Origin of the sequence: Qipengyuania intermedia (genome assembly GCF_019711615.1) — a bacterium.
GTDB lineage: Bacteria > Pseudomonadota > Alphaproteobacteria > Sphingomonadales > Sphingomonadaceae > Qipengyuania > Qipengyuania intermedia.
On record NZ_JAIGNS010000002.1, the window covers coordinates 442,258 to 467,983 of the forward strand.

At 62.9% G+C, this 25,726-nt stretch carries 18 protein-coding genes; 12 read left to right on the forward strand and 6 right to left on the reverse strand.

What is annotated here, in order from left to right:
- Positions 1-30: 30 nt before the first annotated feature.
- From gatC to K3179_RS08545, 8 genes are all read left to right on the forward strand, one after another.
- Entirely contained in the window at positions 31-333 is a 303-nt protein-coding gene (gene gatC, locus K3179_RS08510) for an Asp-tRNA(Asn)/Glu-tRNA(Gln) amidotransferase subunit GatC (protein ID WP_090480620.1), read from the forward strand.
- On the forward strand, positions 333-1,826 hold the full coding sequence (gene gatA, locus K3179_RS08515) for an Asp-tRNA(Asn)/Glu-tRNA(Gln) amidotransferase subunit GatA (protein WP_221563993.1): 1,494 nt from the start codon (positions 333-335) through the stop codon (positions 1,824-1,826). Before gatC ends, gatA begins: the two co-directional genes overlap by 1 nt.
- Positions 1,823-2,386 carry a hypothetical protein gene (locus K3179_RS08520; RefSeq protein WP_221563995.1) on the forward strand — a complete coding sequence of 188 codons (564 nt, stop codon included), beginning with the start codon at positions 1,823-1,825 and terminating at the stop codon, positions 2,384-2,386. The genes gatA and K3179_RS08520 overlap by 4 nt, the downstream gene beginning before the upstream one ends.
- Positions 2,386-3,885 carry an Asp-tRNA(Asn)/Glu-tRNA(Gln) amidotransferase subunit GatB gene (gatB, locus tag K3179_RS08525; RefSeq protein ID WP_221563996.1) on the forward strand — a complete coding sequence of 500 codons (1,500 nt, stop codon included), beginning with the start codon at positions 2,386-2,388 and terminating at the stop codon, positions 3,883-3,885. Before K3179_RS08520 ends, gatB begins: the two co-directional genes overlap by 1 nt.
- Positions 3,885-4,316 carry a hypothetical protein gene (locus K3179_RS08530; RefSeq protein ID WP_221563998.1) on the forward strand — a complete coding sequence of 144 codons (432 nt, stop codon included), beginning with the start codon at positions 3,885-3,887 and terminating at the stop codon, positions 4,314-4,316. The genes gatB and K3179_RS08530 overlap by 1 nt, the downstream gene beginning before the upstream one ends.
- A complete protein-coding gene (locus K3179_RS08535) occupies positions 4,313-4,768 on the forward strand; it encodes a tRNA (cytidine(34)-2'-O)-methyltransferase (RefSeq protein ID WP_221564000.1) in 456 nt (151 codons plus the stop codon). The genes K3179_RS08530 and K3179_RS08535 overlap by 4 nt, the downstream gene beginning before the upstream one ends.
- A 122-nt stretch (positions 4,769-4,890) precedes the next feature.
- Positions 4,891-7,053, forward strand: a complete 2,163-nt coding sequence (locus K3179_RS08540; RefSeq protein ID WP_221564002.1) for a S46 family peptidase — start codon at positions 4,891-4,893, stop codon at positions 7,051-7,053.
- Between the two features lie 90 nt (positions 7,054-7,143).
- Complete coding sequence (locus K3179_RS08545; RefSeq protein ID WP_221564004.1) at positions 7,144-7,380, forward strand: hypothetical protein; 237 nt, start codon at positions 7,144-7,146, stop codon at positions 7,378-7,380.
- Between the two features lie 6 nt (positions 7,381-7,386).
- Here K3179_RS08545 and K3179_RS08550 read toward each other — a convergent pair whose 3' ends face one another.
- The 6 genes from K3179_RS08550 to K3179_RS08575 all read right to left on the reverse strand — a co-directional run bounded on the left by K3179_RS08550 (position 7,387) and on the right by K3179_RS08575 (position 15,055).
- Positions 7,387-7,866 (reverse strand): hypothetical protein, encoded by a 480-nt coding sequence (locus K3179_RS08550; RefSeq protein ID WP_247712913.1) that lies wholly within the window; start codon positions 7,864-7,866, stop codon positions 7,387-7,389.
- A gap of 24 nt (positions 7,867-7,890) precedes the next feature.
- Positions 7,891-8,511, reverse strand: coding sequence for a hypothetical protein (locus K3179_RS13460; RefSeq protein WP_247712914.1), 621 nt, complete (start codon positions 8,509-8,511; stop codon positions 7,891-7,893).
- Between the two features lie 16 nt (positions 8,512-8,527).
- Complete coding sequence (locus K3179_RS08560) at positions 8,528-9,313, reverse strand: hypothetical protein (protein ID WP_221564006.1); 786 nt, start codon at positions 9,311-9,313, stop codon at positions 8,528-8,530.
- A 209-nt stretch (positions 9,314-9,522) separates the two neighbouring features.
- Positions 9,523-9,828, reverse strand: coding sequence for a hypothetical protein (locus K3179_RS08565; RefSeq protein WP_090480638.1), 306 nt, complete (start codon positions 9,826-9,828; stop codon positions 9,523-9,525).
- An 86-nt stretch (positions 9,829-9,914) separates the two neighbouring features.
- A complete protein-coding gene (locus tag K3179_RS08570) occupies positions 9,915-12,818 on the reverse strand; it encodes a M16 family metallopeptidase (protein WP_221564009.1) in 2,904 nt (967 codons plus the stop codon).
- A gap of 41 nt (positions 12,819-12,859) precedes the next feature.
- Entirely contained in the window at positions 12,860-15,055 is a 2,196-nt protein-coding gene (locus K3179_RS08575) for an acylase (protein WP_221564011.1), read from the reverse strand.
- A gap of 119 nt (positions 15,056-15,174) precedes the next feature.
- Here K3179_RS08575 and K3179_RS08580 point away from each other — a divergent pair, with 119 nt between their 5' ends.
- From K3179_RS08580 to K3179_RS08595, 4 genes are all read left to right on the forward strand, one after another.
- Entirely contained in the window at positions 15,175-16,623 is a 1,449-nt protein-coding gene (locus tag K3179_RS08580; RefSeq protein ID WP_221564013.1) for an ATP-binding protein, read from the forward strand.
- A gap of 137 nt (positions 16,624-16,760) precedes the next feature.
- Positions 16,761-19,337: an ATP-dependent chaperone ClpB gene (gene clpB, locus K3179_RS08585; protein ID WP_221564015.1), complete on the forward strand. Its 2,577-nt coding sequence runs from the start codon at positions 16,761-16,763 to the stop codon at positions 19,335-19,337.
- Positions 19,338-19,707: 370 nt separating this feature from the next.
- Complete coding sequence (locus tag K3179_RS08590) at positions 19,708-23,220, forward strand: TonB-dependent receptor domain-containing protein (RefSeq protein ID WP_221564017.1); 3,513 nt, start codon at positions 19,708-19,710, stop codon at positions 23,218-23,220.
- A gap of 110 nt (positions 23,221-23,330) precedes the next feature.
- Positions 23,331-25,334 carry an alpha/beta hydrolase family protein gene (locus tag K3179_RS08595; RefSeq protein ID WP_221564019.1) on the forward strand — a complete coding sequence of 668 codons (2,004 nt, stop codon included), beginning with the start codon at positions 23,331-23,333 and terminating at the stop codon, positions 25,332-25,334.
- The last annotated feature ends 392 nt before the right edge of the window (positions 25,335-25,726 follow it).

A 25,726-nucleotide genomic window follows, 5' to 3' on the forward strand; every position in this document is an offset into this window, starting at 1 on the left:
GCGCGCGCGCCACACGGCTAACGCGCGCCCATGTCAGTTACCCGAGAAGAAGTGGCGAAAATCGCCTCTCTGGCCCGCATCCGGATGGAGGATGCGGAGCTGGATCGCATGGTGCCCGAGCTCAACAACATCCTCGATTGGGTGGAGCAGCTGGGCGAAGTCGACACCTCCGGCGTGGAGCCGATGACCGCGGTCATCCCGAACACGCTGCGCCTGCGCGACGATGTGGTCGACGCCATTCCCGAAACGTCCGGCGGACGGCGCGACGATGTGCTGGCCAATGCTCCGGCAGCCGAACACGGCTTCTTCGGCGTGCCCAAGGTGATCGAATAATGCCAGAAACCGCAAACGAACTGACGAAACTCGGCGTGAAGGAAATCCGCGACGGCGTGGCCGGCGGCGATTTCACCGCGCGCGAAGTGGCCGAAAGCTTCAACGCCGCTGTCGCAGCCGCTGCCGAGCTCAACGCCTTCATCGTCACCACGCCCGATCATGCGCTCGCAGCCGCCGATGCGGTCGATGCGAAGCGTGCCAAGGGCGAAGACCTCGGCAAGATGGGCGGCGTGCCCATCGGCATGAAGGACCTGTTTGCAACCCACGGCGTCCAGACCACGGCAGCCAGCCACATCCTCGAAGGGTTCAAGCCGCAGTACGAAAGCACTGTCAGCCAGAACCTGTGGGATGCCGGCGCAGGGATGCTCGGCAAGCTCAACCTCGACCAGTTCGCGATGGGCTCCTCGAACGAGACCAGCTACTTCGGCAACGTCAATTCGCCGTGGAAGAAGGACGGCACCAATGCCGCGATGAGCCCGGGCGGTTCCTCGGGCGGTTCCTCCTCCGCCGTCGCTGCGCGCATTGCGCCTGCCGCGACCGGCACCGACACGGGCGGTTCGATCCGCCAGCCCGCGGCGTTTACCGGCATTTGCGGCATCAAGCCGACCTATGGCCGTTGCAGCCGCTGGGGCGTCGTCGCCTTTGCCAGCAGCCTCGACCAGGCAGGCCCGATGGCGCGCAGCGTCGAAGATTGCGCGATCATGCTCGAAGCCATGGCCGGTTTCGATCCCAAGGACGCGACGTCCCTCCAGATGGATGTGCCGAACTGGGAAGCGGCGCTCGATGCGGACCTCAAGGGCAAGAAGATCGGTATCCCGAAGGAATACCGCATGGACGGCACCGACCAGGCCATTCTCGACAGCTGGGAACAGGGCAAGGCATGGCTGCGCGATGCCGGTGCGGAGATTGTCGATATCTCGCTGCCGCACACCAAGTACGCGCTGCCGGCCTATTACATCATCGCCCCTGCAGAAGCCTCGTCCAACCTTGCACGCTATGACGGCGTGCGTTACGGCCTGCGCGACCTGCCCGATGGGGCGGGTCTGCAGGACATGTATGCTGCCACCCGCGCCGCCGGTTTCGGTGACGAGGTGAAGCGCCGCGTCCTCATCGGCACCTACGTGCTCAGCGCCGGTTTCTACGACGCCTATTACACGCAGGCGCAGAAGATCCGCACGCTTGTCGCGCAGGATTTCGAGAATGCCTGGGCCGAGTGCGACGTGATCCTGGCGCCGACCACGCCGACCGCCAGCTTCCCGCTGGGTTCGCTCAACGAAGATCCGCTGACGATGTATCTGAACGACGTTTTCGCCGTTCCCGCATCGCTGGCAGGGCTCCCCGCGATGAGCGTTCCGGCCACGATCAACGAGGACGGCCTGCCGCTCGGCCTCCAACTCGTCGGCAAGCCTTTCGACGAGCAGGGCGTGCTCAACGCCGGTTTGGCGATCCAGCAGCGTGCCGGGTTCGAGGCCAAGCCGGAGAAGTGGTGGTGACACCCAGAGCCGTCATTAGGCTTCCCCAAGTTCTCGGTGCCGCACTTTCTGCCAATGTTTTCGTAGTCATCGCTCAGGCGATTGCGGTGGCCAGCGGATTGGCCGAATATGCTTTTCTCATGTTGATTTTTGTGTGGAACCTCAAAGACGGAATTGACGATTTTAAGACCTATGAATCCGATTATGCTTCGGGCTTCAGCTTGGCGCCAACGGTGACCTACCGCGTAATCGCATACGTACTTCTTGCCGTTGCTGCGATCTCCTTGCCCGACTTGCAGACCGCATCGATTTGGTTTGCTCTTTATTTTGCGACACTGACACTTTGGTCGGCCAACTCCGCATTCAGAAGAAGCCGGCAGCAACGATCGGACGAGAATGATGAGCGCCTACGGCGACGCAAGGGTTGGCTTGTCCTCTATCCCATCTGTGCGATATGCGCGCTAGTATTGGGCTGCGGGTTGACGCCATTTTTCTTCGGGGCTTTTCTTATCGCTGCCCTGTACCTTTTCGATGCCCTTGAGTGCCGGACCTTCAGCAACGAAATTAACGAGACTCTCTAATGGAAAAGTATCGCATCCAGGGCGCAACGGGCGAATGGGAGGTCGTGATCGGCCTCGAAGTCCATGCGCAGGTCACTTCCAACGCCAAGCTATTCAGCGGCGCTTCCACCGCTTTCGGTGCAGAGCCGAATACGCAGGTCAGCCTCGTCGATGCGGCCATGCCCGGCATGCTGCCCGTGCCCAACCGTGAATGCATCCGTCAGGCCGTGCGCACCGGCATGGCGATCGAGGCGCAGATCAACAAGTGGAGTCGGTTCGACCGCAAGAACTACTTCTACGCCGACCTGCCGCAAGGCTACCAGATCAGCCAGCTCTACCACCCCATCGTGGGCGAAGGACAGCTCGTGATCGAGGCGGACGAGAAGGCCGGAATTCCCGAAGACAAGATCATCGGGATCGAGCGCATCCACGTCGAACAGGACGCGGGCAAGCTGATGCACGACCAGCATCCGACCATGTCCTATGTAGATCTCAATCGCACGGGCATCGCCCTGATGGAGATCGTTTCCAAGCCCGACATGACCTCGCCTGCGGAAGCAGGGGCGTACGTGCGCAAACTGCGTTCGATCCTGCGCTATGTCGGTAGCTGCGATGGCAATATGGAGCAGGGCTCCATGCGCGCCGACGTCAACGTCTCGGTCCGCAAGGTCGGCTCCAGCGAACTGGGTACTCGCACCGAAACCAAGAACGTGAACTCGGTCCGCTTCGTGATGGCGGTGATCGAACAGGAAGCGCGCCGCCAGGTCGACCTGATCGAGGACGGCGGCAGCGTGGTGCAGGAAACGCGGCTCTACGATCCCGACCGCAATGAAACGCGCTCCATGCGCAGCAAGGAAGACGCGCACGACTATCGCTACTTCCCCGATCCCGATCTCCTCCCGCTGGAGCTGGAAGACAGCTTCATCGAAGAATGCCGCGCCAGCCTGCCGGAACTGCCCGACGCCAAGCGCCAGCGTTACGAGAACGAGCTGGGTCTTACGCCCTACAACGCGCGCGAACTGACGGCAGAGGTCGAAACCTTCGGCCGCTTCGAAACGCTGCTTTCGGCAACGGCCAGCCAGATCGGCAAGCCCGAAGCCAAAGTCGCGACGCAGGTGGCGAACTGGGCGCTTTCGGTCGCTCCCGGCGTCATGAAGTCGCTGGGCGACGAAGCCGATCCGGCCAATGCCACTGCAGAAGCGCAGGCGAAGATCCTGGCGATGCAGGACAAGGGCGAAATCTCCGGCGGACAGGCCAAGGAAATCTACGAACACGTCCTTCGCACCGGCGGCGATCCGGAAGCCATCGCGGACGAAAAGGGTCTGAAGCAGGTCAGCGATACCGGCGCCATCGAGGAGGCGATCGACGGGATCATCGCCGCCAATGGCGACAAGGTGGAGGAATACCGCGGCGGCAAGGACAAGCTGTTCGGTTTCTTCGTCGGCCAGACCATGAAGGCCATGCAGGGCAAGGCGAATCCGGCGGTCGTGAACCAGATCCTCAAGGACAAGCTGGGCTGATGCAAATCGTGCTTTCCCCGGCAGGCCGTTCGCTGGTGGTGACCGGGGCGGCGCTTTTCCTCGCCGGGCTGGTCCAGGGCGCAGTGATCGAGCTTCACGCCAATCCGCGGATGGCGCTGTCCGCACATCTCGACGCCGTGCAAAGCGGTATGGCCGTGATGATTGCGGGCATCCTGTGGTCCTCGGCGCGCCTTGGCGAACGCATGGAAGCCACGGCGCGATGGGCGCTGGCGGTGGGCATGGTGGGGCTATGGCTCGGCCTGACCCTTGCCGCGGTTACCGGTGCGAGCGAGACCCTGCCGATGGCTGGCGAAGGATATGCCGGGACACCCGCAGCCGAAGCCGTGGTCGGCCTGATAGTCCTGGCCTCGAGCGCGGCGCTGACCCTTGGCTGGGCGTTGTTCCTGTGGGGCCTTTTCCGGGCGCGATGACCTCCATCGTCCTTGTCCATCCCGAGATACCCGGCAACACCGGCGCGGTGGGGCGCACCTGTGTGGCGCTCGACATGGAACTGGTGCTGATCCACCCGCTAGGCTTCGAGATTTCGGACAAGCGCGTAAAGCGCTCCGGCCTCGATTACTGGCCGCATATCCGGCTGGTCGAATTCGCCAGCTGGGAGGCCTTCCTTGCCGAGCGCGCCCCGCGCGAAGACCAGATGTTCCTGTTCGAGGAATACGCGAAGCGCAGCTTCTACGAACCCGACTACCCTGACGACGCCTATCTCGTCTTCGGACGCGAGACCAAGGGACTGCCAGACCAGATCGTCTCCGCGCATGAGGTGCAGTTGGTCGGACTGCCGATGCGATCGGACAAGGTGCGCTCGCTCAATCTGGCGAACACGGTGGCGGCTGCCGCCTACCAGGCGGTGCGCGCCCATATCTGAACGCCGTTCGTCGGGCAGGTAAGTCCCTGACAGAAGTCTCGCTTGCACAACACCTTGCCAGCTTTTAGCCCTCTGCGCGTTTCGCGCGTTTTCACGCGCGCCATGTGAGGGACTGAAAATCAATGCGTAAGACCGCTACTCTCGCGGCGCTGCTCGCTTGCACCGCGACCGCGCCGCTTGCCGCCAAGGAAGGCATGTTCACGCCCGGCCAGCTGCCGGAGATCGCCGAAGACCTGAAGGAAACCGGCCTCGAAATCGATCCGGAAACGCTGACCGACCTGACCGGCTTCCCGATGGGTGCGATCGTGTCGCTCGGCGGCTGTTCCGCCAGCTTCGTGTCTCCCGAAGGCCTGGTCGTGACCAACCACCACTGCGCCCGTGGTTCGGTCCAGTACAACTCCACCGCCGAGAACAACTATCTCGAGAACGGCTTCCTCGCCAAGGCGAAGGGCGACGAGCTGCCTGCCGCGCCCGGCTCGCGGATCTATGTGACGACCAAGATCACCGACGTGACGGCCCGCATGCGCGACGGCGTCGATGCCCTGTCGGCGACCGAGCGTTACGACACGCTTGAACAGCGTATGAAGGACATTACCGCCGAGTGCGAACAGGATGCCGGATCGCGTTGCCAGGTCGCCAGCTTCTATGGCGGCGCGGAATACACGCTGATCAAGCGCCTCGAAGTGCGCGACGTGCGCCTCGTCTACGCGCCGGCCGATTCGATCGGCAAGTATGGCGGCGATATCGATAATTGGATGTGGCCTCGCCATACCGGCGACTTCGCCTTCTACCGCGCCTATGTCGCACCCGACGGTTCGGCTGCGGACTATTCCGAAGACAACGTGCCCTACCGCCCCGACCACCATCTGAAGGTCAGCGCAGCAGGTCTCGATGACGGCGATTTCGTGATGGCTGCCGGCTATCCCGGATCGACCCAGCGCTATGCCACGCTGGCCGAGGTGGAGAACACCTTCAGCTGGAGCTATCCGACCTACGTCACGCTGGTGAACGACTGGATCGACACCATCGAAGAGGCCGCTCCCGAAGGTTCGGATGCGCGCGTGAAGTACGAATCGCTGCTCGCCAGCCTGAACAATTTCGAGAAGAACACGCGCGGCCAGCTCGAAGGCGCGCGCCGTGTCGGTCTCGTCGACCGCCGCCGTGCCCGCGAAGAAGCACTGGCTGCATGGATTGCCGCAGATGCTTCGCGCGCGAATTATGGCGAGGCGATCACCGGCTTGCAGGCGCTGAACGAAGAAGGTGCGGCCGCCGCGAAGAAGGCCTTCTGGTACAATTTCGCGACCCGTCCTGCCCTGCTTTCGGCAGCGCAGCGCCTTTATCGCTTGTCGCAGGAACGGCTGAAGCCCGATGCGCAGCGCGAGCCGGGCTATCAGGAGCGCGACATGACCTTCTTCGCGCAGGGCCTGCAGGCGCTGGATCGCCGGTATGAGGCTTCGGTCGACAAGGCGCAGTGGCTGCTGTTCCTCGACACCTATCTCGAAGAACCGGCCGAGAACCGCGTGGGCGTGTTCGACAATGCGCTGGGCCTCACCGGCAATGTCGATGCGGCGGCCCTGTCGGCCAAGCTCGACAGCTATTATGCAGGCACCACGCTGGATGACAGCGAAACGCGCCTTGCGCTGATGGACGCCAGCCCGGCCGATTTCGAGGCGAGCGAAGACCCGTTCATCCAGCTTGCCGTCGCGCTCTACGAATACGAGCGCGAGCAGGAAGCCGAAGCAGAGGAGCGTGCAGGACGCGCACAGGCGCTGCGCCCCGCTTATATGGAGGCGATCACCCAGTGGCAGCGTTCGCAGGGGCTCTCGACCTATCCCGATGCGAACTCCACGCTGCGCGTGACCTATGGCACGGTGATGGGCGGATCGCCGAAGGACGGCATGGCTTACCTGCCGTTCACGACGCTGGAAGGCATTCTGGAGAAAGACACCGGCGAAGACCCGTTCAACGCTCCGGCCAAGCAACTGCAGGAAATCCGCGAGAAGGATTACGGTAAGTATAAGCTCGACAGCATCGGCTCGGTGCCGGTGAACTTCCTCTCCGATCTCGACAGCACCGGCGGCAATAGCGGCTCAGCCACGCTGAACGCACGTGCAGAGCTGGTCGGCCTGCTGTTTGACGGCACGTTCGAAAGCGTCAATTCGGACTGGGACTTCGACCCGCGCACCACGCGCACGATCCATGTCGACACCCGCTATATGCTGTGGGTCATGGACAAGGTCGACGGGGCGCAGGGCCTGATCGAGGAAATGGACATCGTCGACTGACGTCAGTCCGACAGCACTAAGACAAGGGGGCCGCCGGAGACGATCCGGCGGCCCTTTGTGTTTTGCGCGATCGGGTATAGTCTGCGCCACATGAAGTGGGCCTTCATCGTCTTCACAGCGCTTTACGCCATCGCGCTCTTCCTGCTTGCCGTGGGCACCGTCGGCTGGTTCGGGCAGGAGCAGGACCCACTGTCCGGCGTGTTCCTGATGCCGTTGGGCCTGCCATGGAACATCCTCGCCGACCGGCTGGGCCTGGTGGGACCGTGGGTCGCAATCCTTGCGCCTGCGATCAACGCGGCCATCCTCTACTGGTTGTGGAAGCGCTGACCCGCTTCAGCCACCGGTGATAAGCGCGTCGACGAGGACATAGGTTTCGGGTCCGAATTTGACCGTCACCTGGTCTCCATCACGCGTTGTAGTGAAATCCCAGCCTGCCGAACCGTCCGCCTGCGCACTGTCCGCGCCATAGGGTTCTGTGCCGTTGAAGAAGATCGCACGCTTGCTACCATCCGGCTTGCTCACCTCGACGAGATGCGTGCCATCCTCGCCCCAGTTGCGCTTTACGCCCGCCTCGCAGCTCTGGGTGGGCGGTGCGTTGTCGAAGCCGCAGTCGAGAATGGTCGTGGCATTGTAATCGGTGCCTGCGACCATGGCATCGCCCTCGCCGTAAGCAGGGGTTGCGGCCTCTTCGGTCTGCGCGGCAGCATCCGTGTCGATAACCTCATTCGCCGGCTCCATCTCGTCGGTCGCCGCGCCGTCGCCGCACGCCGCGAGAGTGAGGGCAAGGGCGGATGTCAAAATGGCAATCCTCATGCCGGATACTCCTTTGTAGTCGTGTCAGAGCGCGCCTTCGCTCCCGGTGTACATGACCTCACCGATGGTCCCGTCGCGATAGGCGAGGCAGCGCCAGGGTGCTTCGGCTCCCTGCACGTTCACGTATATCCCGATCGCCGCTTCGCTTTCTTCGATGCGGTTGGTCCCCAGAACGGGCGCCCCGACCGTGCTGGCGACTTTGTCGGCGCAGCGGCTCTCGAGACTGTTCGCGCCGCGGATCGGAACCTGCGCCGGGGCAGCGGCTTGCGTGGCAGCCGCCACCGGCCCGTTCTCGCCCATCGCTTCGCCCGTGCCTGCATTGGCATCGCCCATCGGCACGCTGACCAGGCGCACGCCTTCGACATTGCCGACGATGGTGCCGCCCAGCGCCTCGGCGGAGGCTTCGCTCGGGCAGCCGACCAGCATCGCGCTGTCGTCGAGATAGTTCGAGGTCGCCGCGCTTTCACCCAGCCTTTGGCAAGGATCGCCTGCATTGGGATAGCCATCGCCGAACGGGGCGAGGCTTTCGGGAATTACGGCAAGCTCTTCGGCAGGGGCGGCTTCGGCTTCCGGTTCGGAAGTGCTTTCACCGCATGCGACAAGGGCGAGCGCCGAAGCGCCCGCCACGATAGCCTTGAATTTCATCGCTCGTCCCCCTCGCTCAGCGGCACTTGGGATGCTGGCCGATGTCGCGAATGTCGTAAAAGCGACCGTCTGCGATGGTCACCTGCACGCATTGGCGCGACTGCGGGCGCCACTGGATCGAATAGCGGGTATTGCCGCTGGTGAAATTGTCGACCTGGCGGAAGCCACGGCTTTCGAGCTCGCTCATCCCGCCCGCTGCCCGCGCATCTTTAAGATCCGCGATCTGCGCTGTCTGACGGTAACCGCCATGACCCTGGTGGTGACTCAGATTGGCATTGCGCTCGCTCACGCCTGCGCTGTAGCCGCTGGAATAGGCGTCGGAGCGGTCGTAATTGTGGTAGGATGCGTTGTGCAGCCCGTCCTGGTAGCCGCGCTCGTACTGGGCTTCGGCTTCGCGATCGTCATGGTGCTTGTCGTCTTCATGGTGATGCGACTTGTGGCTGAGCAGCGCACCGAGGATCGCCGCGCCCGCCACTGCGGCGACTGCTGCGCCGGCATTGCCCTTGTGATGGCCGCAATCCTGGTCGCTTGCATCTGTAATGCTTTCGACCCGCCCATTGTAGACTTCGACATTGACGCAGTCGTCGTCGGCCTCGTCCCACCAATAGCTGTAGACGTAGCCCATATCGTTCTTGTGGGTGGAGATATGCGCGAAGCCGCGCTCGCGCAGCTGGCCTTCGGCGTCGCGTCCGTAGGAGCCGTTGATGTAGGTTAGTTCACTGGCTTTCTCGGCCAGAACCGGAACGGCGGTCATGGCAGCCAGCGCGGTGCCGGCGACGAAGTGCTTCAGTCCAATAGTCATGCGAGACCTCCCATTCGCCCCCGGACTGGGAGCAAAATCATCAGAAACGAATCGACCCGAAACTGTTGTTTTCGCGACCAACCTACCGCGAATGATGGCAGGAATGTGGCTCGCGCAGACATTCGTCGAGAACCTTACAGGCACCGCGCATGAAAAAGGGCCGCCGGATCGCTCCGACGGCCCTTCCTTATTCTGGTCTGACGATGGGGTTAGCCCTGGCGTTCGCCTGTCAGCGCCATGTCGCCGAATGCGCCGGCGTTGACGGTGCCGGTCAGCTGGTCGCCATCGACCGTTGCATTGCAGTTCAGCGTCATCGGCATGGGGACGGTCATGTCCATCTTCCAGCTCAGCGCATTGCCGTCGATGGTGCCGTCCTTGACGTCCATCGAGCCCATGCCGCCAGCCATCGAGCCGGTGAAGGTCTTGCCGTCATCGCCTGGAACGACGGTGAAGGTGCCCTTCTGGTCACCCATCGGGCTCTTGACGACGGTGTCATAAGTACCGGCTACGGACATGCATATTCTCCTTTTGCGTGACCCGCTGCTGCGGGCCGGATCTAGTGGTGATGACATCGGCGTTACTTACACCGATGTCAACAAGCTCATTCCTGCGGTTCGATCACCTCGACTTCGAGGCCGAGCGTGTCGAGCTGCGGGGCGACCACTTCGGCATCGCCTACTACGATATAGACGATATCACCCTCGTTTATGTTCCGCCGCGCTTCGAGGTCGAGCTGCGGTGCGGTGAGGGTGTTGTAGCGTGCCGCCAGCGTCTCGTAATAATCGTCCGGACGGTCGTAGCGCACGATGTTGACTAGCCCGCCGAGCACATCGCCCGCAGTTTCGAACTGGCCGGGCAGTTCACGCATGTTGGAATTGACGATCCGCTCCAGTTCGTTGGGCTGGACGCCGCGCGCATCCACGAAATCGTTGATCTCGCGGCGGATCTCGCTGATCGAATCTCCGGTGCGGTCGGACTGGACCGGTGCGCGCACGCCATAGAAGACGCGGTCGAGCCCGCTCGCGATCTGGCTGCCCGCGCCATAGGACCAGCCCTTTTCCTCACGCAGGTTCATGTTGATCCGCGCAAGGAAGCCCCCGCCAAGCGCCTCGTTGGACGCGATCAGCGGGATAAGATCGTCACGGCCGGTCAGGCCGAGCACCTGGCCGCCGTAAATGATCGACTGCGGCGAATTGGGGCGGTTGACCAGGATGATGCGCTGGCGCGGTTCGGGGATAGCGGCGCTGTAATTACGCTCTGGCCTGGCGGTGGCAGGGGCCTGCCAGTCGCCGAAGCTTGCCTCCAGCAGGCGCGTCACCTCGGCCAGCGAGGTATCCCCGACTACGAAGATGCGGGCATTGTCGGGACGGAGCCATGTATCGTGAAAGGTGCGCAGGTCGGCTTCGGTTATCGCTTCAAGTCGCGCCGCAGTACCGAGACCCGAACTGGGCAGGCCATAGGGGTGCGGTCCGAAAATCGTCCGGCGGCCGACGCGATCCGCGATGGAATTGGGGTTCTTCAGTTCCGACGACAGCGCGTTCAGGAGCTGCGCACGTTCGCGCTCGATCACATTGGGACGCAGGCCCGGCTGGCGAATGGTTTCGGCCAGCAGTTCCAGCGACGGCGCGAGGTTCGGGGCCAGCGCCGCGAGCGAGAAGTTGGTGTAGTCGGCATCGAAGCCATTGTAGATATTCGCGCCGAGACGTTCCTGCGCGATCGCATAATCGGTCGCATCGAGACGCTCGGTCCCTTCGCCCATCGTGCTCAGCAGCAAGCGCTGCGTGCCCAGCGTGTCCGCATTTTCAGCGGCACGACCGGCATCGAATTCGACGCGCACCGACACGGTCGGGACGGCATCGCGGTGCGCGAAATAGACTTCCATGCCGTTCGACAAGGTCGCGCGCTCGATATCCGGGAAGTCGAGACCTTGCAGCGGCTGGAGTTCCGGCAAGGTATCGCGATCGGCCTGCGCCTGCGTGGCGATCTGCGACAGGTCGCAGCTTTCCTCGGCGCAGTAATTCGCCTGTGCGATATCCGCGATGGAATCGGGGCCGGTTACGGCGCCGCCGCGATCTTCGCCGCCTTCGGTGCGTTCGCCCGGGTTGAAGACGAGGTTGAAGACCGGGCGCGAGAGCCATTTGCGCGCCAGGGCATGGACCTGTTCCGGCGTTGCGGCGGCCATCTGGTCGAGCTGGCGTTGCACATAGCCGGGGTCGTTCGCGAATAGTTCGCCCGAGGCAAGCTGCGGGGCCTTGCCGCCGAAGCCGCCGACCGATTCAAGGCCGCGGATGACCCCGGCCATGGTCGAGACCTTGGCGCGCTGAAGCTCGTCTTCGGTCGGGCCGGTGGCGAGGAAATCGGCGATCTGCGCGTCGAGCTTGGCTGCTACTTCGTCCTGGTCCACGCCCGGCTTCACATCGGCCTGCACCACGAAGATGCCGGCGTCTTCGAGCGTGTAATTGAAAGTGCTTACCGACACCGCGACCGGGTCTTCGCGTACCAGTGCGTTGTCGAGCCGCGAGCTCGACAGGCCGCCCAGCACCGCAGAGGCGAGGTTCATCGGGACCGATTCCGCAGAATTGGAACCGGGCACGGTCCACATGCGATAGAGGCGCGTGGTCGAAATCTGGTCGGTCGTGACCTTGGTCTTCTCTTCGGCCAGCGTGGGCACGTCGACGGCGGGGTGGACCACTTCAGGCCCGCGCTCGATATCGCCGAACCACTTCTGCACCTTCTCGCGCGCGGTGGCCGTGTCGATATCGCCTGCCAGCACCAGCACAGCGTTGTTCGGCCCGTAGTGGTCGATGAACCAGTTGCGCACATCGTCCATGGTCGCCGCATCGAGATCGGCCATCGAGCCGATGGTCGAGTGGTGATAGCGGTGCCCCTTGGGGAACAGGTTTTCGAAGATTTCGTAGCGCAGCAGGCCGAAGGGATTGTTGTCGCCCTGGCGCTTTTCGTTCTGGACGACGCCGCGCTGGTTATCGAGCTTCTCCTGCGTCACCGCATCGAGCAGGTGACCCATACGGTCGCTTTCCAGCATCAGTACGCGGTCGAGCGCGCCAGTCGGCACGGTCTGGAAATAGTTCGTGCGATCCGGATTTGTCGTCCCGTTCACATCGGTGCCGCCCATCTGCTGGATATATTCGAACCAGTCTTCGGGCGCGTTCTCGGTGCCATTGAACATGAGGTGTTCAAACAGGTGGGCAAAGCCGGTCTTGCCCTTGGGTTCGTGCTTGGAGCCGACGTCGTACCACACCGAAACGCCCACCAGCGGCGCCTTGCGGTCTTCGTGGACGACCACGGTCAGACCATTGTCGAGGATGAACTTGTCGTAAGGAATGTCGACTTCCGCCACCAGCTGCGAGAGCGGGGCGGGCTCGTAGCTGACGGCCTGCTGGGTGACGGCGGCATCGGTGGATGCGGTATCGACGGGTTCCTGCGAATAGGTCGAGCAGGCCGATACGGCGAGAGCGATGACGCTGGCGGAAATGATACGTTTCATGGGGGCTCCGAAGGGTATACTTTTTTGAAGTGCCTGGACGCTCAGCGACCGTTTGTCACGGTCTTGCGGCTCTTCGCGTTTTTCAGCACATCTTCGCGCCAGAAATGGACCGGCTTCAACCGGTGCTGGACGAACAGCGTAGACTGATCGGCGTAATGCGGTGAATCGGGCCGCGTGGTGGCGGAACCGAAGGGCTGGATGGAGCGCGAGGACACTCGCTTGCCCGGCAGCCATTCGACCCACTGGATGAAGCTGTCGCCGTGGCGGACCGACAGCCTGCCGTCCTCGTCGACATCCCACAGCGTCGATGCGCGCAACGTGTCCGATCCGCCGTCCAGAGGCAGGTCTACATCGCCCTGACGCAGGCGAAGCAGGTCGCCCATCGGCGGGTCGATCCGGCCGAAATGCGTTTCCAGATGGTCCACCGATTTCACCAACTCGTCGCGTGCGCTGGGGCAGGCCTTGTTCTGGTACCGGCAGGACATGAACTCGCGGATCATCAGCAGGGCGAGGCTGTCGCCGCGCCCGATGTTGTCGGCGGTGAAATCCCACTCGAGCAGCAGCTTGCGGGCCTCGGCAAGGCGCGGCTCGTCCGACAGGTCGAGCGCTTCCAACTCGTCCCACAGGTCCGCAACGTAACCTTCACGCGCATAGCCGGTGTCGTACTTGATCTCTTCCAGCGTGGCGCGGTCGAGCCGGTCGGCTTCACTCAGCAGTTTCCAAGCCCTGCGCGAACGGTTGGTCTGCTTGAGTTCGACACCGAGTTCGGGCGCGAAGTCATCGGGCGAGAGATCGCTTCCCGCCCCCGCGGCGGTGTAGGGCGCGTTGTTGGCATTGTAGAGCCAGCCCGAGGCCGGGTTCAGGTAACGCGGCAATTCGCCGTATTCGACCGGACCGCTCCAGACGAGCGCCGGATCGCTTCCGTCCAGCACGGTCCGCCAGTTCGGCCCCTCGCTACGGTCGGGCAGGGCGGCATTGTAGACATAGGCGATATTGCCGGTCTTGTCGGCGTAGATGAAGTTGGTCGAAGGAATGTCCATCCGCGCAAGGATGCCCTCCCACTCTTCCAGCGTTTCGGCCTTGTTGAGGCGGTAATAGGCATCGAGCTGGCCCAGATTGTCGATCCCGCCATAGCGGAAGGCGAAATAGCCATTGTCGTTCTTGATGACCGGCCCGTGGACGCTGCGCAGCACCTCGCGCTGGATCGGCAGGACGAGCGGGCCGAGCCGCACGGGCAGGGTCACCGTCTTGCGCTCGAGCTCGCGCCATTCCTCGCCGAAGCGATAGCGATTGCCATCTGCGTCCATTTCCAGCTGGTAGACGTCGATCATGTCGGGGGTGTTGACCGTATTGGTCCAGCCCAGATCGCGGTTGTGGCCGAGGAAGGGGAAGGGCGAGCCGGGGAAATTGGCCCCGGCATAGTGCCAGCCCTCGCCGCTTTCCACGACGAGTTCGTACCACGCCACGCCGCCGCGCCAGGGCTGGTGGCTGTTCGAGACGAGGATGGTGGGTCCGCCCGATTTCTCCGGCGTGACGGCAAAGGCGTTCGACCCGCTCATCCCGTTGTCCTTGCCCAAGGGAGACATCGCTACCTCTTGCGAGGGCAGTGCGGTATCGACGGTATCAGTGGAACGCGGGAAGCCCGGAATGTCGGGACCGTATTCGCGGCGCAGCGGCTCGCCGGTCACCAGCGGCTCGATCACGCCGTTGAGGCCGAAGAAGAACGGCTGGCGCAGCGCGAAACCTGCCGCCACGTCCTCGCCCTCGACCGGAAACAGATTGCCGAGCTTCAGCTCGTCCGGATTGTCTTCCGCGAACTGGTTCAGCCCTGCCGCATAGGCATCGAACAGCGCGCGGGTGTCTTCGGGCAGGTTCGGATAGTGGCGCTCTGCCGTGCCGCGCGCATCGAGCAGGTGGTAGACATAATCGATTGCCGCGCCGTCCTGGCCGGCGATCGCGCCATAGCGGCCCCGGGCCATGGCGATCACGTCCTGCAAGGTCGAGAAATCGTCTTCCGAATGGGCGATGGCGACGCCGTAAGCGACGTCCGCATCCGTATCGCCATAGATATGCGGCACGCCGAATTCGTCGCGAATGATCTCTGCGGTGTAGGTGCGCTGCGGCTCGACGACATCGTCGCGCTCTGCCCACAGCGGTTCCCAGGTTGCCAGCGCGACGAATGCGACAAGCACGAGCAACAAAAGGGCGAAACCTATGCGCCCGAACCATTTGGTCATGAAATCCAGTCCTCTCTCGCAACCGACCTAGCGTCGTGCGACGAGCGGTGCAATCGGTCTGGGCAAAACCTCTCGCGGCCTATTCCGCTTTGGGGATTCGGCTGTCTAGCCATGTGCGTGTGACTGCCAACATCACCATCGGCCATGAAACGTCCGGCAAGCCGGTCGAGTTCGATATCGAGGAGCTTCTCGCGACCCGCCTGCTCGTCCAGGGCAATTCGGGAAGTGGCAAGTCGCACCTTCTGCGCCGCCTGCTTGAGGAAAGCGCGGGGATGGTGCAGCAGGTGGTGATCGATCCGGAAGGCGATTTTCCCAGCCTCGCGGAAGAATTCGGCCATGTGGTCATCGACGGGGCGGCCTATTCCCCGCCCGAGATAGAAGCGCTGGCTCGCCGCATCCGCGAGCACCGCGCTAGCGTGGTGCTCGACCTGGACGGGCTGGAGGTGGAACAGCAGATCCGCTGCGCGGCCCAGTTCCTGACCGCACTGTTCGATGCCCCGCGCGAGCATTGGTATCCTGCGCTGGTCGTGGTGGACGAAGCGCAGATGTTCGCGCCTGCCGCAGCAGGCGAGATGGCCGAAGACACGCGCCGCATGACCCTGTCGGCGATGACGAACCTGATGTGCCGCGGGCGCAAGCGCGGGCTGGCGGGAATCGTCGCCACGCAGCGACTGGCCAAGCTGGCAAAGAATGTCGCGGCAGAAGCGTCGAACTTCCTGATGGGCCGCACCTTCCTCGATATCGACATGGTCCGCGCGGCCGACCTGTTAGGCATGGAGCGCCGGCAGGCGGAACGTATCCGCGAACTGGAGCGCGGACATTTCCTCGCGCTGGGACCGGCGATCACGCGGCTGCCGGTCGCCTGCAAGATCGGCCCGGTAAAGACCGGCCACCAGGCACGCAGCGAAGGGCTGATGGCGCTTCCCGATACGGCGCCGGAAGATATGGCCGACTTGTTGACGCGCGATCTTGCCAGCGATGTCGCCAAGGCTCCGCCGCCTCCTGCTCCTCCGCCCGCACCGCGTCTGGAGGAAATCGAGGACAGCATCGCCCATGCCGAGGAGCGGCAGGTCGAAGCGCCGGCGGAGAAGCCCGATACCTCTGCCGTCGCGCAGCGGATCGAGGAACTGATCGGCGAGCTTGCGGGCGAAGAGGGCATCGCCTTCCAGTCGGCCAGTGCGCAATACCAGACTTTCCTCACCCGTTGCCGCCGCGAACGGCTGATCGGGCCGATGCCGGACATGCACGCCTTCCGCCGCCGCTTTGCTATCGCAGGCGCAGGCCTTGCCGATCTCGGTGAGGATTTGCAGGCGCGGATCATGCGCCTCGCAAGCGCGGTGGACGAAGATTTGCTGGGACCCTTCCTGGTGATCGCCAAAGCGGCCCATGCGGGCGAAACGCAGGTCGACGAGGACGAACTGGCGCGCGCCTACGGCACCAGTTCTCCCGGACGCATCCGCCGCCTGCTCGACCACCTCGAACGGCAGGGCCTGATCGTCGTGCGCGAGGATTTCGGCGGCGGCCGCACGGTGATGGTGCCGGGCCTCGAAGGCGTGAGCGCCGAATAAATTTCGCCTTGCCTCTCGCCAAGCGCGCAGGCACCCCTATATCCGACTAACACACCTCGCATATTTTTGCGGGGGAGGTCTTGTGTTGCAAATTGGCAACACCATATCCGGGCGGCAATTCTTTTTGAGGGACCAGTATGAATCTCGAGAAATTCACCGATCGCGCCAAGGGCTTCCTGCAGAGCGCGCAGACGGTCGCCATTCGCATGAACCACCAGCGCATCACGTCGGCGCATATCCTGAAAGCCCTGCTCGAAGATAATGAGGGCATGGCTGCGCAGCTGATCCAGCGCGCAGGCGGCAATCCCGGGGTTGCGATTACCGAAGTCGATACGGCTCTGGGCAAGATCCCTGCCGTATCCGGCGGCGGAGCACAGCAGACGCCCGGCCTCGACAACGACGCCGTGCGCGCGCTCGACCAGGCGGAGCAGCTGGCAGAGAAGGCCGGCGACAGCTTCGTGCCCGTGCAGCGCCTGCTGCAGGCACTCGCGCTCGCGGACAACGATGCCGGTAAGGCGCTCAAGTCGGCGGGGATCGATGCCAAGTCGCTCGAAGCGGCGATCCAGGAAGTCACCGGCGGCCGCACCGCCGACAGCGCGGGTGCGGAAGAGAGCTATGACGCCATGAAGAAGTACGCGCGCGACCTCACGCAGGCGGCGCGCGACGGTAAGCTCGATCCCGTAATCGGCCGCGACGAGGAAATCCGCCGCACGGTCCAGATCCTTGCCCGCCGGACCAAGAACAATCCCGCCCTCATCGGCGAACCCGGCACCGGCAAGACCGCGATTGCCGAGGGCCTCGCGCTGCGCATCGCAAATGGCGACGTCCCCGACAGCCTCAAGGGCCGCACGCTGATGGCGCTGGACATGGGCGCGCTGATCGCCGGCGCGAAGTATCGCGGCGAGTTCGAGGAACGGCTCAAGGCCGTGCTCGACGAGGTGAAGGGCGCGGAAGGCCAGATCATCCTGTTCATCGACGAAATGCACACGCTGATCGGCGCGGGCGCGTCCGAAGGCAGCATGGATGCAGGCAACCTCCTCAAGCCCGCCCTGTCGCGCGGCGAACTTCACTGCATCGGTGCCACCACGCTCGACGAATACCAGAAGTATGTCGAGAAAGACCCGGCTCTGCAGCGGCGCTTCCAGCCCGTCTATATCGACGAGCCCACGGTCGAGGACACGATCTCGATCCTGCGCGGCATCAAGGACAAGTACGAGCTGCACCACGGCGTCCGCATCACCGACGGTGCCATTGTCGCGGCGGCGCAGCTGTCGAACCGCTACATCCAGAACCGCTTCCTGCCCGACAAGGCCATCGACCTGATGGACGAGGCCGCCTCGCGCATCCGCATGGAAGTGGAGAGCAAGCCCGAGGAAATCGAAGGCCTCGATCGCCGCATCATCCAGCTGCGGATCGAGGAACAAGCGCTACAGAAGGAAACCGACAGCGCGTCCAAGGATCGCCTCGAGGCGCTGCGCAAGGAGCTGTCCGAACTCGAACAGCAGTCCTCGGAACTCACCACCCGCTGGCAGAACGAGCGTGACAAGATCCACGCCGAGGCGCGGGTCAAGGAAGAGCTCGACCAGGCGCGGCTGGAACTGGAACAGGCGCAGCGCGCGGGCGATCTCGCCAAGGCGGGGGAGCTGCAATACGGCCGCATTCCCGAGCTCGAGAAGAAGCTCGAGGAGGCGAGCGGCCACACCGACAATGCCCTGCTCAAGGAAGAGGTCACCGAAGACGACATCGCCGGCGTGGTTAGCCGCTGGACCGGCATTCCGGTCGACCGGATGATGGAAGGCGAGCGCGAGAAGCTGCTCGACATGGAAAACATCCTCGGCAAGCGGGTGATCGGGCAGAGCCAGGCGATCGATGCCGTGTCCAAGGCCGTGCGCCGTGCGCGCGCCGGCCTGCAGGACCCGGGCCGTCCGCTGGGCAGCTTCCTTTTCCTGGGCCCCACCGGCGTCGGCAAGACCGAGCTGACCAAGGCGCTCGCCGGTTTCCTGTTCGACGACGACAGCGCGATGGTGCGCATCGACATGAGCGAATTCATGGAGAAGCACGCGGTCGCTCGCCTGATCGGCGCGCCTCCCGGCTACGTCGGCTACGAGGAAGGCGGCGTGCTGACCGAGGCCGTCCGACGCAGGCCTTACCAGGTGGTGCTGTTCGACGAGGTCGAGAAGGCCCACACCGACGTCTTCAACGTGCTGTTGCAGGTGCTCGACGACGGGCGGCTGACCGACGGGCAAGGCAGGGTGGTGGATTTCAGCAATACGCTGATCATCCTCACCTCCAACCTCGGCAGCCAGTATCTTGCCAATATGGACGACGACCAGAAGGTCGAGGATGTCGAGCCGCAGGTGATGGACGTGGTGCGCGGCCACTTCCGTCCCGAGTTCCTCAACCGGCTGGACGAGATCATCCTGTTCCATCGCCTCGCGCAGGAGCACATGGCACCGATCGTCGATATCCAGGTCGCGCGGGTGCAGAAGCTGCTGAAGGATCGCAAGATCGTGCTCGACCTCACCGAAGCCGCCAAGAAGTGGCTGGGGCGGGTAGGCTACGATCCGGTCTACGGCGCGCGGCCCCTCAAGCGGGCGGTCCAGCGCTATGTCCAGGACCCGCTGGCCGACATGATCCTCTCGGGCACGGTGCCGGATGGATCGACCGTCAAGATCGACGAGGGCGACGGCTCGCTCGAGATGCAGGTCACCTGACAAATAAAAAGAGGCGGGTTGCAATGGCCCGCCTCTTTGGTTTCCGGGCGCCGGTGATTCGCTTGTCGTTCAAACGCCTACAGCGATTGCGACGACGATAGGCGAAACAAAATTCTGTGCGCTAACCGATTGCGAGAATGAATATTTCACGCTTTCGCTGCCGATCGCCAAATGTGTGGGATTTGCGCAACAAGAGATTCTAAAGCGTCCCAGTGCTTTGACACTGCATCGTTAATCCCGCAGAAACCCGTGTGTTGGGACTGGGGGTCATCCACCCGGACAATTCGAGCGAACCGGACGCCGCTAGGGGTGCGTCCTTTTCGTCGTCCGGATGGGGGCGCAGTTCCAGTTGTCGCGACTGGAGTAATCAATGCGAAAAATTCACACGAAAACAATCCGGGGTCTCGCCTTCTCGGCGTCGGCGCTCGCGCTTACTGCGGGTAGCCAGGCATATGCGCAGGACGCAGACTGCCCCGAAGGTCAGGAAGAAGTAGCCGGCGAATGCGTCATCCAATCGGATGGCCCCGACGGCGTCACCACAAATGATCCGACCGCACAGGACGTTGTCGATGTAACCGACACCGGTGCCACCGGTCAGAGCGCTCCGGGCGCAATCGTCGTTACCGGTTCGCGTATCAAGCGCGACACCTACAGCTCGATCTCGCCGCTCCAGGTCATCACCTCGGAAGTCGAAAACGAAGCCGGTCTGTTCGATCCCTCGCAGATCCTGCAGCGCTCGGAAAGCGCATCGGGTCAGCAGATCGACGCCACCTTCCAGGGCTTCGTCCTCGATAACGGCCCGGGTTCGCAGACGCTGAACCTGCGCGGCCTCGGTGCAGACCGTACCCTCCTCCTGCTCAACGGCCGCCGCCTGGCTCCCGCCGGTGTGGAAGGCGCGCCTTCGAGCCCGTCGATCAACCTGCTGCCGGGTTCGCTCATCGACCGTTACGACCTGCTGCTCGACGGTGCTTCGTCGATCTACGGTTCGGACGCGGTTGCCGGTGTGGGTAACGTTATCCTGCGCAAGGACTTCGACGGCCTCGAACTCTTCGCACGTGGCGAAATCAACCCGCAGGGTGCTGGTGAAGACTACACAATCAGCGCAGCCTACGGCATCAACTTCGACCGCGGCTTCATCGGCTTCGGCGCCGAATACGATCACCGCGACACCATTCGTCTGCGTGACCGCGACTTCTTCGCGGGCTGCGACACCGAATACGAAATCACCGATTCCGGCGAAATTCGTACGGTCAACGTGCGTAACGATGCGATCATTCGTTCGCAGACCGACGGCGAAATCGGCGTGCGCCAGGATCCGTGTAAGTCGTTCGTCGGCGCCGCCGCGATCATCGTGCCCGGCATCTACGATTCAGTCCTGTTCTTCCAGGACGCCAACGGCAACGTGGGCGTACCGGGCGGTAACACCGGCATCCCGAACTTCAGCGTCCGCAGCGACGCGTTCGGCGATTTCCGCGACGACAACAACGACGGCATCCTCGACGTCGACTATGCCGACTACAACGTAGCGGGTCTCAACCCCGGCCAGACTTTCCAGAGCGGCCAGGACCTCTACAACGTCATGGCTTACGGTGAGTACACTTTCCCCGGCGAGATGAACCTCACGCCGTTCTTCGAAGCGAACTACACCCGCGCCGAAATCACGTCGGACAACAACGGTGCCGGCAACATCGCGGTGTACGCACCCCGCGACAACGCCTTCAACCCGTGTAACTTCACCATCAATCCGAACGGCGTCGACTGTGCTGCTGCGGACAACGAGTTTCTCGGCGTCACCGGCACCCGTTTCGAATTGCCTACCGGTCGTGATCTTGCTGCGCGTTCGTTCTTCTCGATCCGTGGCGACCGCGACAACGTCGAAGTCACGCAGGAACAGTACCGCGGCGTTATCGGCCTGAAGGGCGACCTGCCCTTCATCGCGCCGAGCTGGACCTTTGAAGTCGCGGGTGTCTACTCGCGTTCGGAAGGTAAATCGATCCGTCTCGGCGTTCGTGAAGACAAGCTTGCGTTCGCGCTGGGCGTCGACCCGACTGCTGACTTCAACAGAGATGGCATTGCCGATCGTGACGGTGACGGCATTGCCGACGATTACAACGGCAACGCTTCCAATCCGCCGCTCACGGGCGGTGCCTGTAACGCGGATGGCCTCGCCAATCCGGAGCTTGCAGCACCCGACCTTCTCCAGGGCTGTGTGCCGGTCAACATCTTCGCTCCGAGCGTTTACGGTCTCCCCTTCGGCGACTTCGCGACGCAGGCGGAACGCGACTATGTCTTCAGCCCCAAGCTGTTCGACACGGTTTACGAACAGAAGCTGGTCAGCGCCTTCGTAACGGGCGACCTGTTCGAGCTTCCGGCCGGACCGGTCGGCGCGGTGTTCGGTCTCGAATATCGTCACGACAAGATCGATTCGCAGGCTGACTTCGTCACCACCAACGGTCTGTTCATCCAGTTCGCTTCGGATGCAGGCACCACCGGTGACAAGTCGACCAAGGAAGCGTTCGCCGAAATCGACATCCCGCTGCAGGCAGGCAAGGAATGGGTCCGCGAACTCGACCTGAACCTGTCGGGCCGTATCACGGATGACGAGTTCTACGGCACGAACTACACCTATGCGATCAAGGCCGGCTGGCGTCCGATCGATCCGCTGCTCCTGAAGTTTAGCTATGGTACGTCGTTCCGTGCGCCGAACCTGCGTGAAAACTTCCTCGGCGGTCGTACCGGCTTCGGCAGCATCGTCGATCCCTGTGCTGTTCCGCCCGAAGCGTATGACTCGCTGGGTGGCGGCTACAATGCCGAGAACGACGAGCGCGAGCAGACCACGCTCGAGAACTGCCGTCGTGAAGGCCGTGACCCGACCCGCGTCGGCATCAGCCCGCTCGGCACCAACTCGACGCAGCTGGCCAGCCCGGAAGTGTTCACCGGCGGTACGCTCGACATCGATCCCGAAACCTCGCGTTCGATCACGGCCGGTGCCGCGTTCGAAGAAACCTTCGGCGACGGCTTCGATGTGTCGCTTGGCATCAACTACTACGACATCAAGGTTAAGGACTCGATCGTTAGCCCGTCGTCGCAGTTCATCGTCAACGACTGCTTCACCCGTCAGGATGGCACGCGCAGCCCGTTCTGTGACCGTCTCACCTACGACACGGATGCAGAAAACACGCGCCTGCTGATCTCGGACATCAACTCCGGCTTCATCAACCTGAACCAGGAAAGTGTCCGCGGTCTCGACCTCAATGCCAACTTCGGCAAGGAAGTCGGCCTGTTCGGTACGCTGGTCGATCTCGGCATCAACCTGCGTGCGAACCACCTGATCGAACGCAGCAACCTGTTCATCGGTGACAATGGCGATCCGAGCATCGACAACGACGAAGGCGAATTCGGTTTCCCGAAATGGACCGGCCGTTCGACCTTCACTGCCGATGTCGACAAGTTCCGCGTCACCTACGCAGTGCGTTACACGGGTCCGGTGGAACAGCAGGCTGACGGTATCGACCCGCTCAGCGATGCATTCGGTCGCGGTCCGGACGGTCAGCCGACCGGCTTCGACGGCAACACCTGCCTCGGTAACGGTTCGGGTTCGAACGATCCGGTCACCGGCGAATTCATCCCCGACGGCATCGTGGCCGGCGACGGAGTGTTCTGCCGCGACATCGGCTTCGCGGATGGCCAGTTCCTGCACAGCGCCTCGGTGCGTTACCGTGCAGAGAAGTTCACCATCCTTGTGGGCGTGGACAACATCTTCAACACCGCACCGCCGCTGGTGGACGGTAACGAAGTGTTCGCGATCGCAAACACCGCAATCGGTAACGGTTACGACTACGATGGACGCGAATTCTTCGCCTCGATCACCTATGAGTTCTAATTCGGTTCATCTGAGTTAGTTTAGGAAAGGGCGGTTCCGTGTTTTTGGACACGGTGCCGCCCTTTGCTATTGAGGGTCACCCTTTTTGAATATCTTGTGAGAGTCGCTTCATGAAAATCATCAAATCCGCTCTGCTGGCTGCCGGTGCAGCCGCATCTCTCGGGATCGTCGCCGCCCCGGCTGCGTCGCAACAGAACACGACCGGCATGCCGACCGTTCCGATCGAGGTCTGGGCGCTGCGCGACGTCGTCAACGCCGTGCAGGTTTCGCCCGACGGCAAGCATGTCCTGGTCCACGTGGTGGAAAGCAAGGAGGGCGAATACCTCCTCAAGATCTACAAGACCGAAGACATGTCCAAGCCGTTCCGCGTGCTGAATGCGGATCCGATGGAAATCATCAGCGCATCGTGGGTCAGCGATCGCTACATCTTCGGCTCGGCGTGGCAGCAGAACCGCAGCAAGGTCAACGGTCCGGAACAGGGCACCTACGACTACGCGGGCTATGCCTACGACCTGCAAACCAACAAGTTCCAGAAGATCGACGGTAACTTCGGGATTGCCAACCGCCTCCCGAACGACCCCGATCACATCATCGTCGAAACCGGGACGGCCATCCCCGATCCTTCGGGCGTCGATCCGTTTGAAGCCTTCCGTCCGCGCTCCTACTACAAGGTCAACCTGGCCCGCGGTACGCGCAGCCTCGTCCTGAAGGGCAGCGAGAAGTATCCGACCGCGCAGTTCGACAATGAAGGCAATCCGCGTTGGACCGTCGGCTACGACGCAGGCACCAAGGAAGCGATCACCTACTACCGCAAGCCGGGCGAAAGCTCGTGGACGGAACTGATGCGCTACGATCAGGACAAGCACGAGAACCTGTATCGCACGCTTTCGGGCTTCATGGGGCTCGCCGGTTTCGATCCCAACAACCCCAGCATCGGTTATGTCATCGACAACCGCGGCGAAGACAAGGCTGCCCTGTGGGAGTTCAACTTCGACACCGGCCAATTCGGCGAGAAACTCGCTGCCACGGACCAGGCCGACATCATGGGCATTCGCACCAGCTCCATGCCGGGCGACGAAACGCTCGTCGGTGCGATTTATCCGTGGGACAAATATCGCACGATCTGGTTCGATGAGGGCGAAAAGGCACTCTACGACGCTCTCGAAGCCCAGATTCCCAATGCCCACCAGGTGAGGATCACGAGTCGTTCGACCGACGGCGGCACGATGATCGTGTCGAACAGCGGTCCGCGCGATCCCGGCTCCTACTGGCTGGTTCGTAACGGTACCATGACCAAGCTGGGCAGCCGCAACCCGCTGATCCAGCCCGAGCAGCTCGCGGATGTCGAATTCATTCGCTACCCGTCGCGTGACGGCAAGCTCACCATCCCGGCCTATTTCATGCGTCCGAAGGGCGAAGGCCCATATCCGCTGATCGTCCGTCACAATGGCGGCCCGCACGTCAACGGTGTGGTCGGCTATGACGAATGGGACCAGATGCTGGTCAACGCCGGATACGCTGTGCTGCGTCCGCAGAACCGTATCTCGACCGGTTGGGGCCAGAAGCACTTCGATGCAGGCTATGGCGAACACGGCCTCGCCATGCAGGACGACAAGGATGACGGCGCCCTCTATCTTATCGAGAAGGGCCTCGTGGATCCCGATCGCGTAGCCTTCATGGGCTGGTCTTACGGTGGTTACTCGGCGCTCGTCGCAGCTTCGCGGTCGCCGAATATCTACCAGTGCGTGATCGCCGGCGCCGCCGTCTCCGATCCGGAGAAGAGCTACAAGCAGCGTCGCAGCCCCTATTCGCCCAAGGCGATCGACGATTGGGCGCAGCGTCGCGGCATGATCGGCATCAACCCGATCAAGGAAGTTTCGAAGGTCAACGTCCCGATCCTGATGGTCCACGGCGATGTCGACGCCCGTGTCCTCTACTTCCACTATGAAGACTACAAGGACGCGATCGAGAAGGCCGGTATCCAGGACGCCCAGTTCCTGACCCTCAAGGGTGCCGACCACTTCTACACGACGCTGATGTTCGAGCACCAGCAGCAGTTCTATACGAAGATGTTCGACTTCCTGAAGAACGACTGCGGCCCGGGCGGCCTCTGATCTGATCTTCAGCCTCTGATCCGGAAGCGGCCGGTGCACCTCGCGGTGTACCGGCCGTTTTCTTTGCGCTTTTGGCGTTGGGCCCGACCCATGGGGAAAGCCTGAGCTGCGAAGTCGAATGGCACCCTTAGCCTCTGCGAGAGAGAGGGGGCATCCTGGAGGGAGCGGGGAAGATGAGGGGACGCGCAAACCTCGCTCAAGCTCGCTGGCTCGAGGCGGCTTCCGTCAGAGCTCGCTATCCGGTGGGCTTGGCTTAGGAAAGCCGTCCTCGCGTGGGTTAGTTGTCACCGCGCGGGGGTCGAGCCTCGGGGCCGGACTGAGGGGTGCGTGGAGTGTGGACGCCTCGCTTCCGGCAACCCCGGTACGACGCGGAGATGCTTTCAATCCGGTCT

Bases quoted from the DNA above. Each gene is read 5' to 3' on its own strand.
- gatC (WP_090480620.1), top strand. From the start codon at position 31: ATGTCAGTTACCCGAGAAGAAGTGGCGAAAATCGCCTCTCTGGCCCGC.
- gatA (WP_221563993.1), top strand. From the start codon at position 333: ATGCCAGAAACCGCAAACGAACTGACGAAACTCGGCGTGAAGGAAATC.
- gatB (WP_221563996.1), top strand. From the start codon at position 2,386: ATGGAAAAGTATCGCATCCAGGGCGCAACGGGCGAATGGGAGGTCGTG.
- K3179_RS08530 (WP_221563998.1), top strand. From the start codon at position 3,885: ATGCAAATCGTGCTTTCCCCGGCAGGCCGTTCGCTGGTGGTGACCGGG.
- K3179_RS08535 (WP_221564000.1), top strand. From the start codon at position 4,313: ATGACCTCCATCGTCCTTGTCCATCCCGAGATACCCGGCAACACCGGC.
- K3179_RS08540 (WP_221564002.1), top strand. From the start codon at position 4,891: ATGCGTAAGACCGCTACTCTCGCGGCGCTGCTCGCTTGCACCGCGACC.
- K3179_RS08545 (WP_221564004.1), top strand. From the start codon at position 7,144: ATGAAGTGGGCCTTCATCGTCTTCACAGCGCTTTACGCCATCGCGCTC.
- K3179_RS08550 (WP_247712913.1), bottom strand. From the start codon at position 7,866: ATGAGGATTGCCATTTTGACATCCGCCCTTGCCCTCACTCTCGCGGCG.
- K3179_RS13460 (WP_247712914.1), bottom strand. From the start codon at position 8,511: ATGAAATTCAAGGCTATCGTGGCGGGCGCTTCGGCGCTCGCCCTTGTC.
- K3179_RS08560 (WP_221564006.1), bottom strand. From the start codon at position 9,313: ATGACTATTGGACTGAAGCACTTCGTCGCCGGCACCGCGCTGGCTGCC.
- K3179_RS08565 (WP_090480638.1), bottom strand. From the start codon at position 9,828: ATGTCCGTAGCCGGTACTTATGACACCGTCGTCAAGAGCCCGATGGGT.
- K3179_RS08570 (WP_221564009.1), bottom strand. From the start codon at position 12,818: ATGAAACGTATCATTTCCGCCAGCGTCATCGCTCTCGCCGTATCGGCC.
- K3179_RS08575 (WP_221564011.1), bottom strand. From the start codon at position 15,055: ATGACCAAATGGTTCGGGCGCATAGGTTTCGCCCTTTTGTTGCTCGTG.
- clpB (WP_221564015.1), top strand. From the start codon at position 16,761: ATGAATCTCGAGAAATTCACCGATCGCGCCAAGGGCTTCCTGCAGAGC.
- K3179_RS08590 (WP_221564017.1), top strand. From the start codon at position 19,708: ATGCGAAAAATTCACACGAAAACAATCCGGGGTCTCGCCTTCTCGGCG.
- K3179_RS08595 (WP_221564019.1), top strand. From the start codon at position 23,331: ATGAAAATCATCAAATCCGCTCTGCTGGCTGCCGGTGCAGCCGCATCT.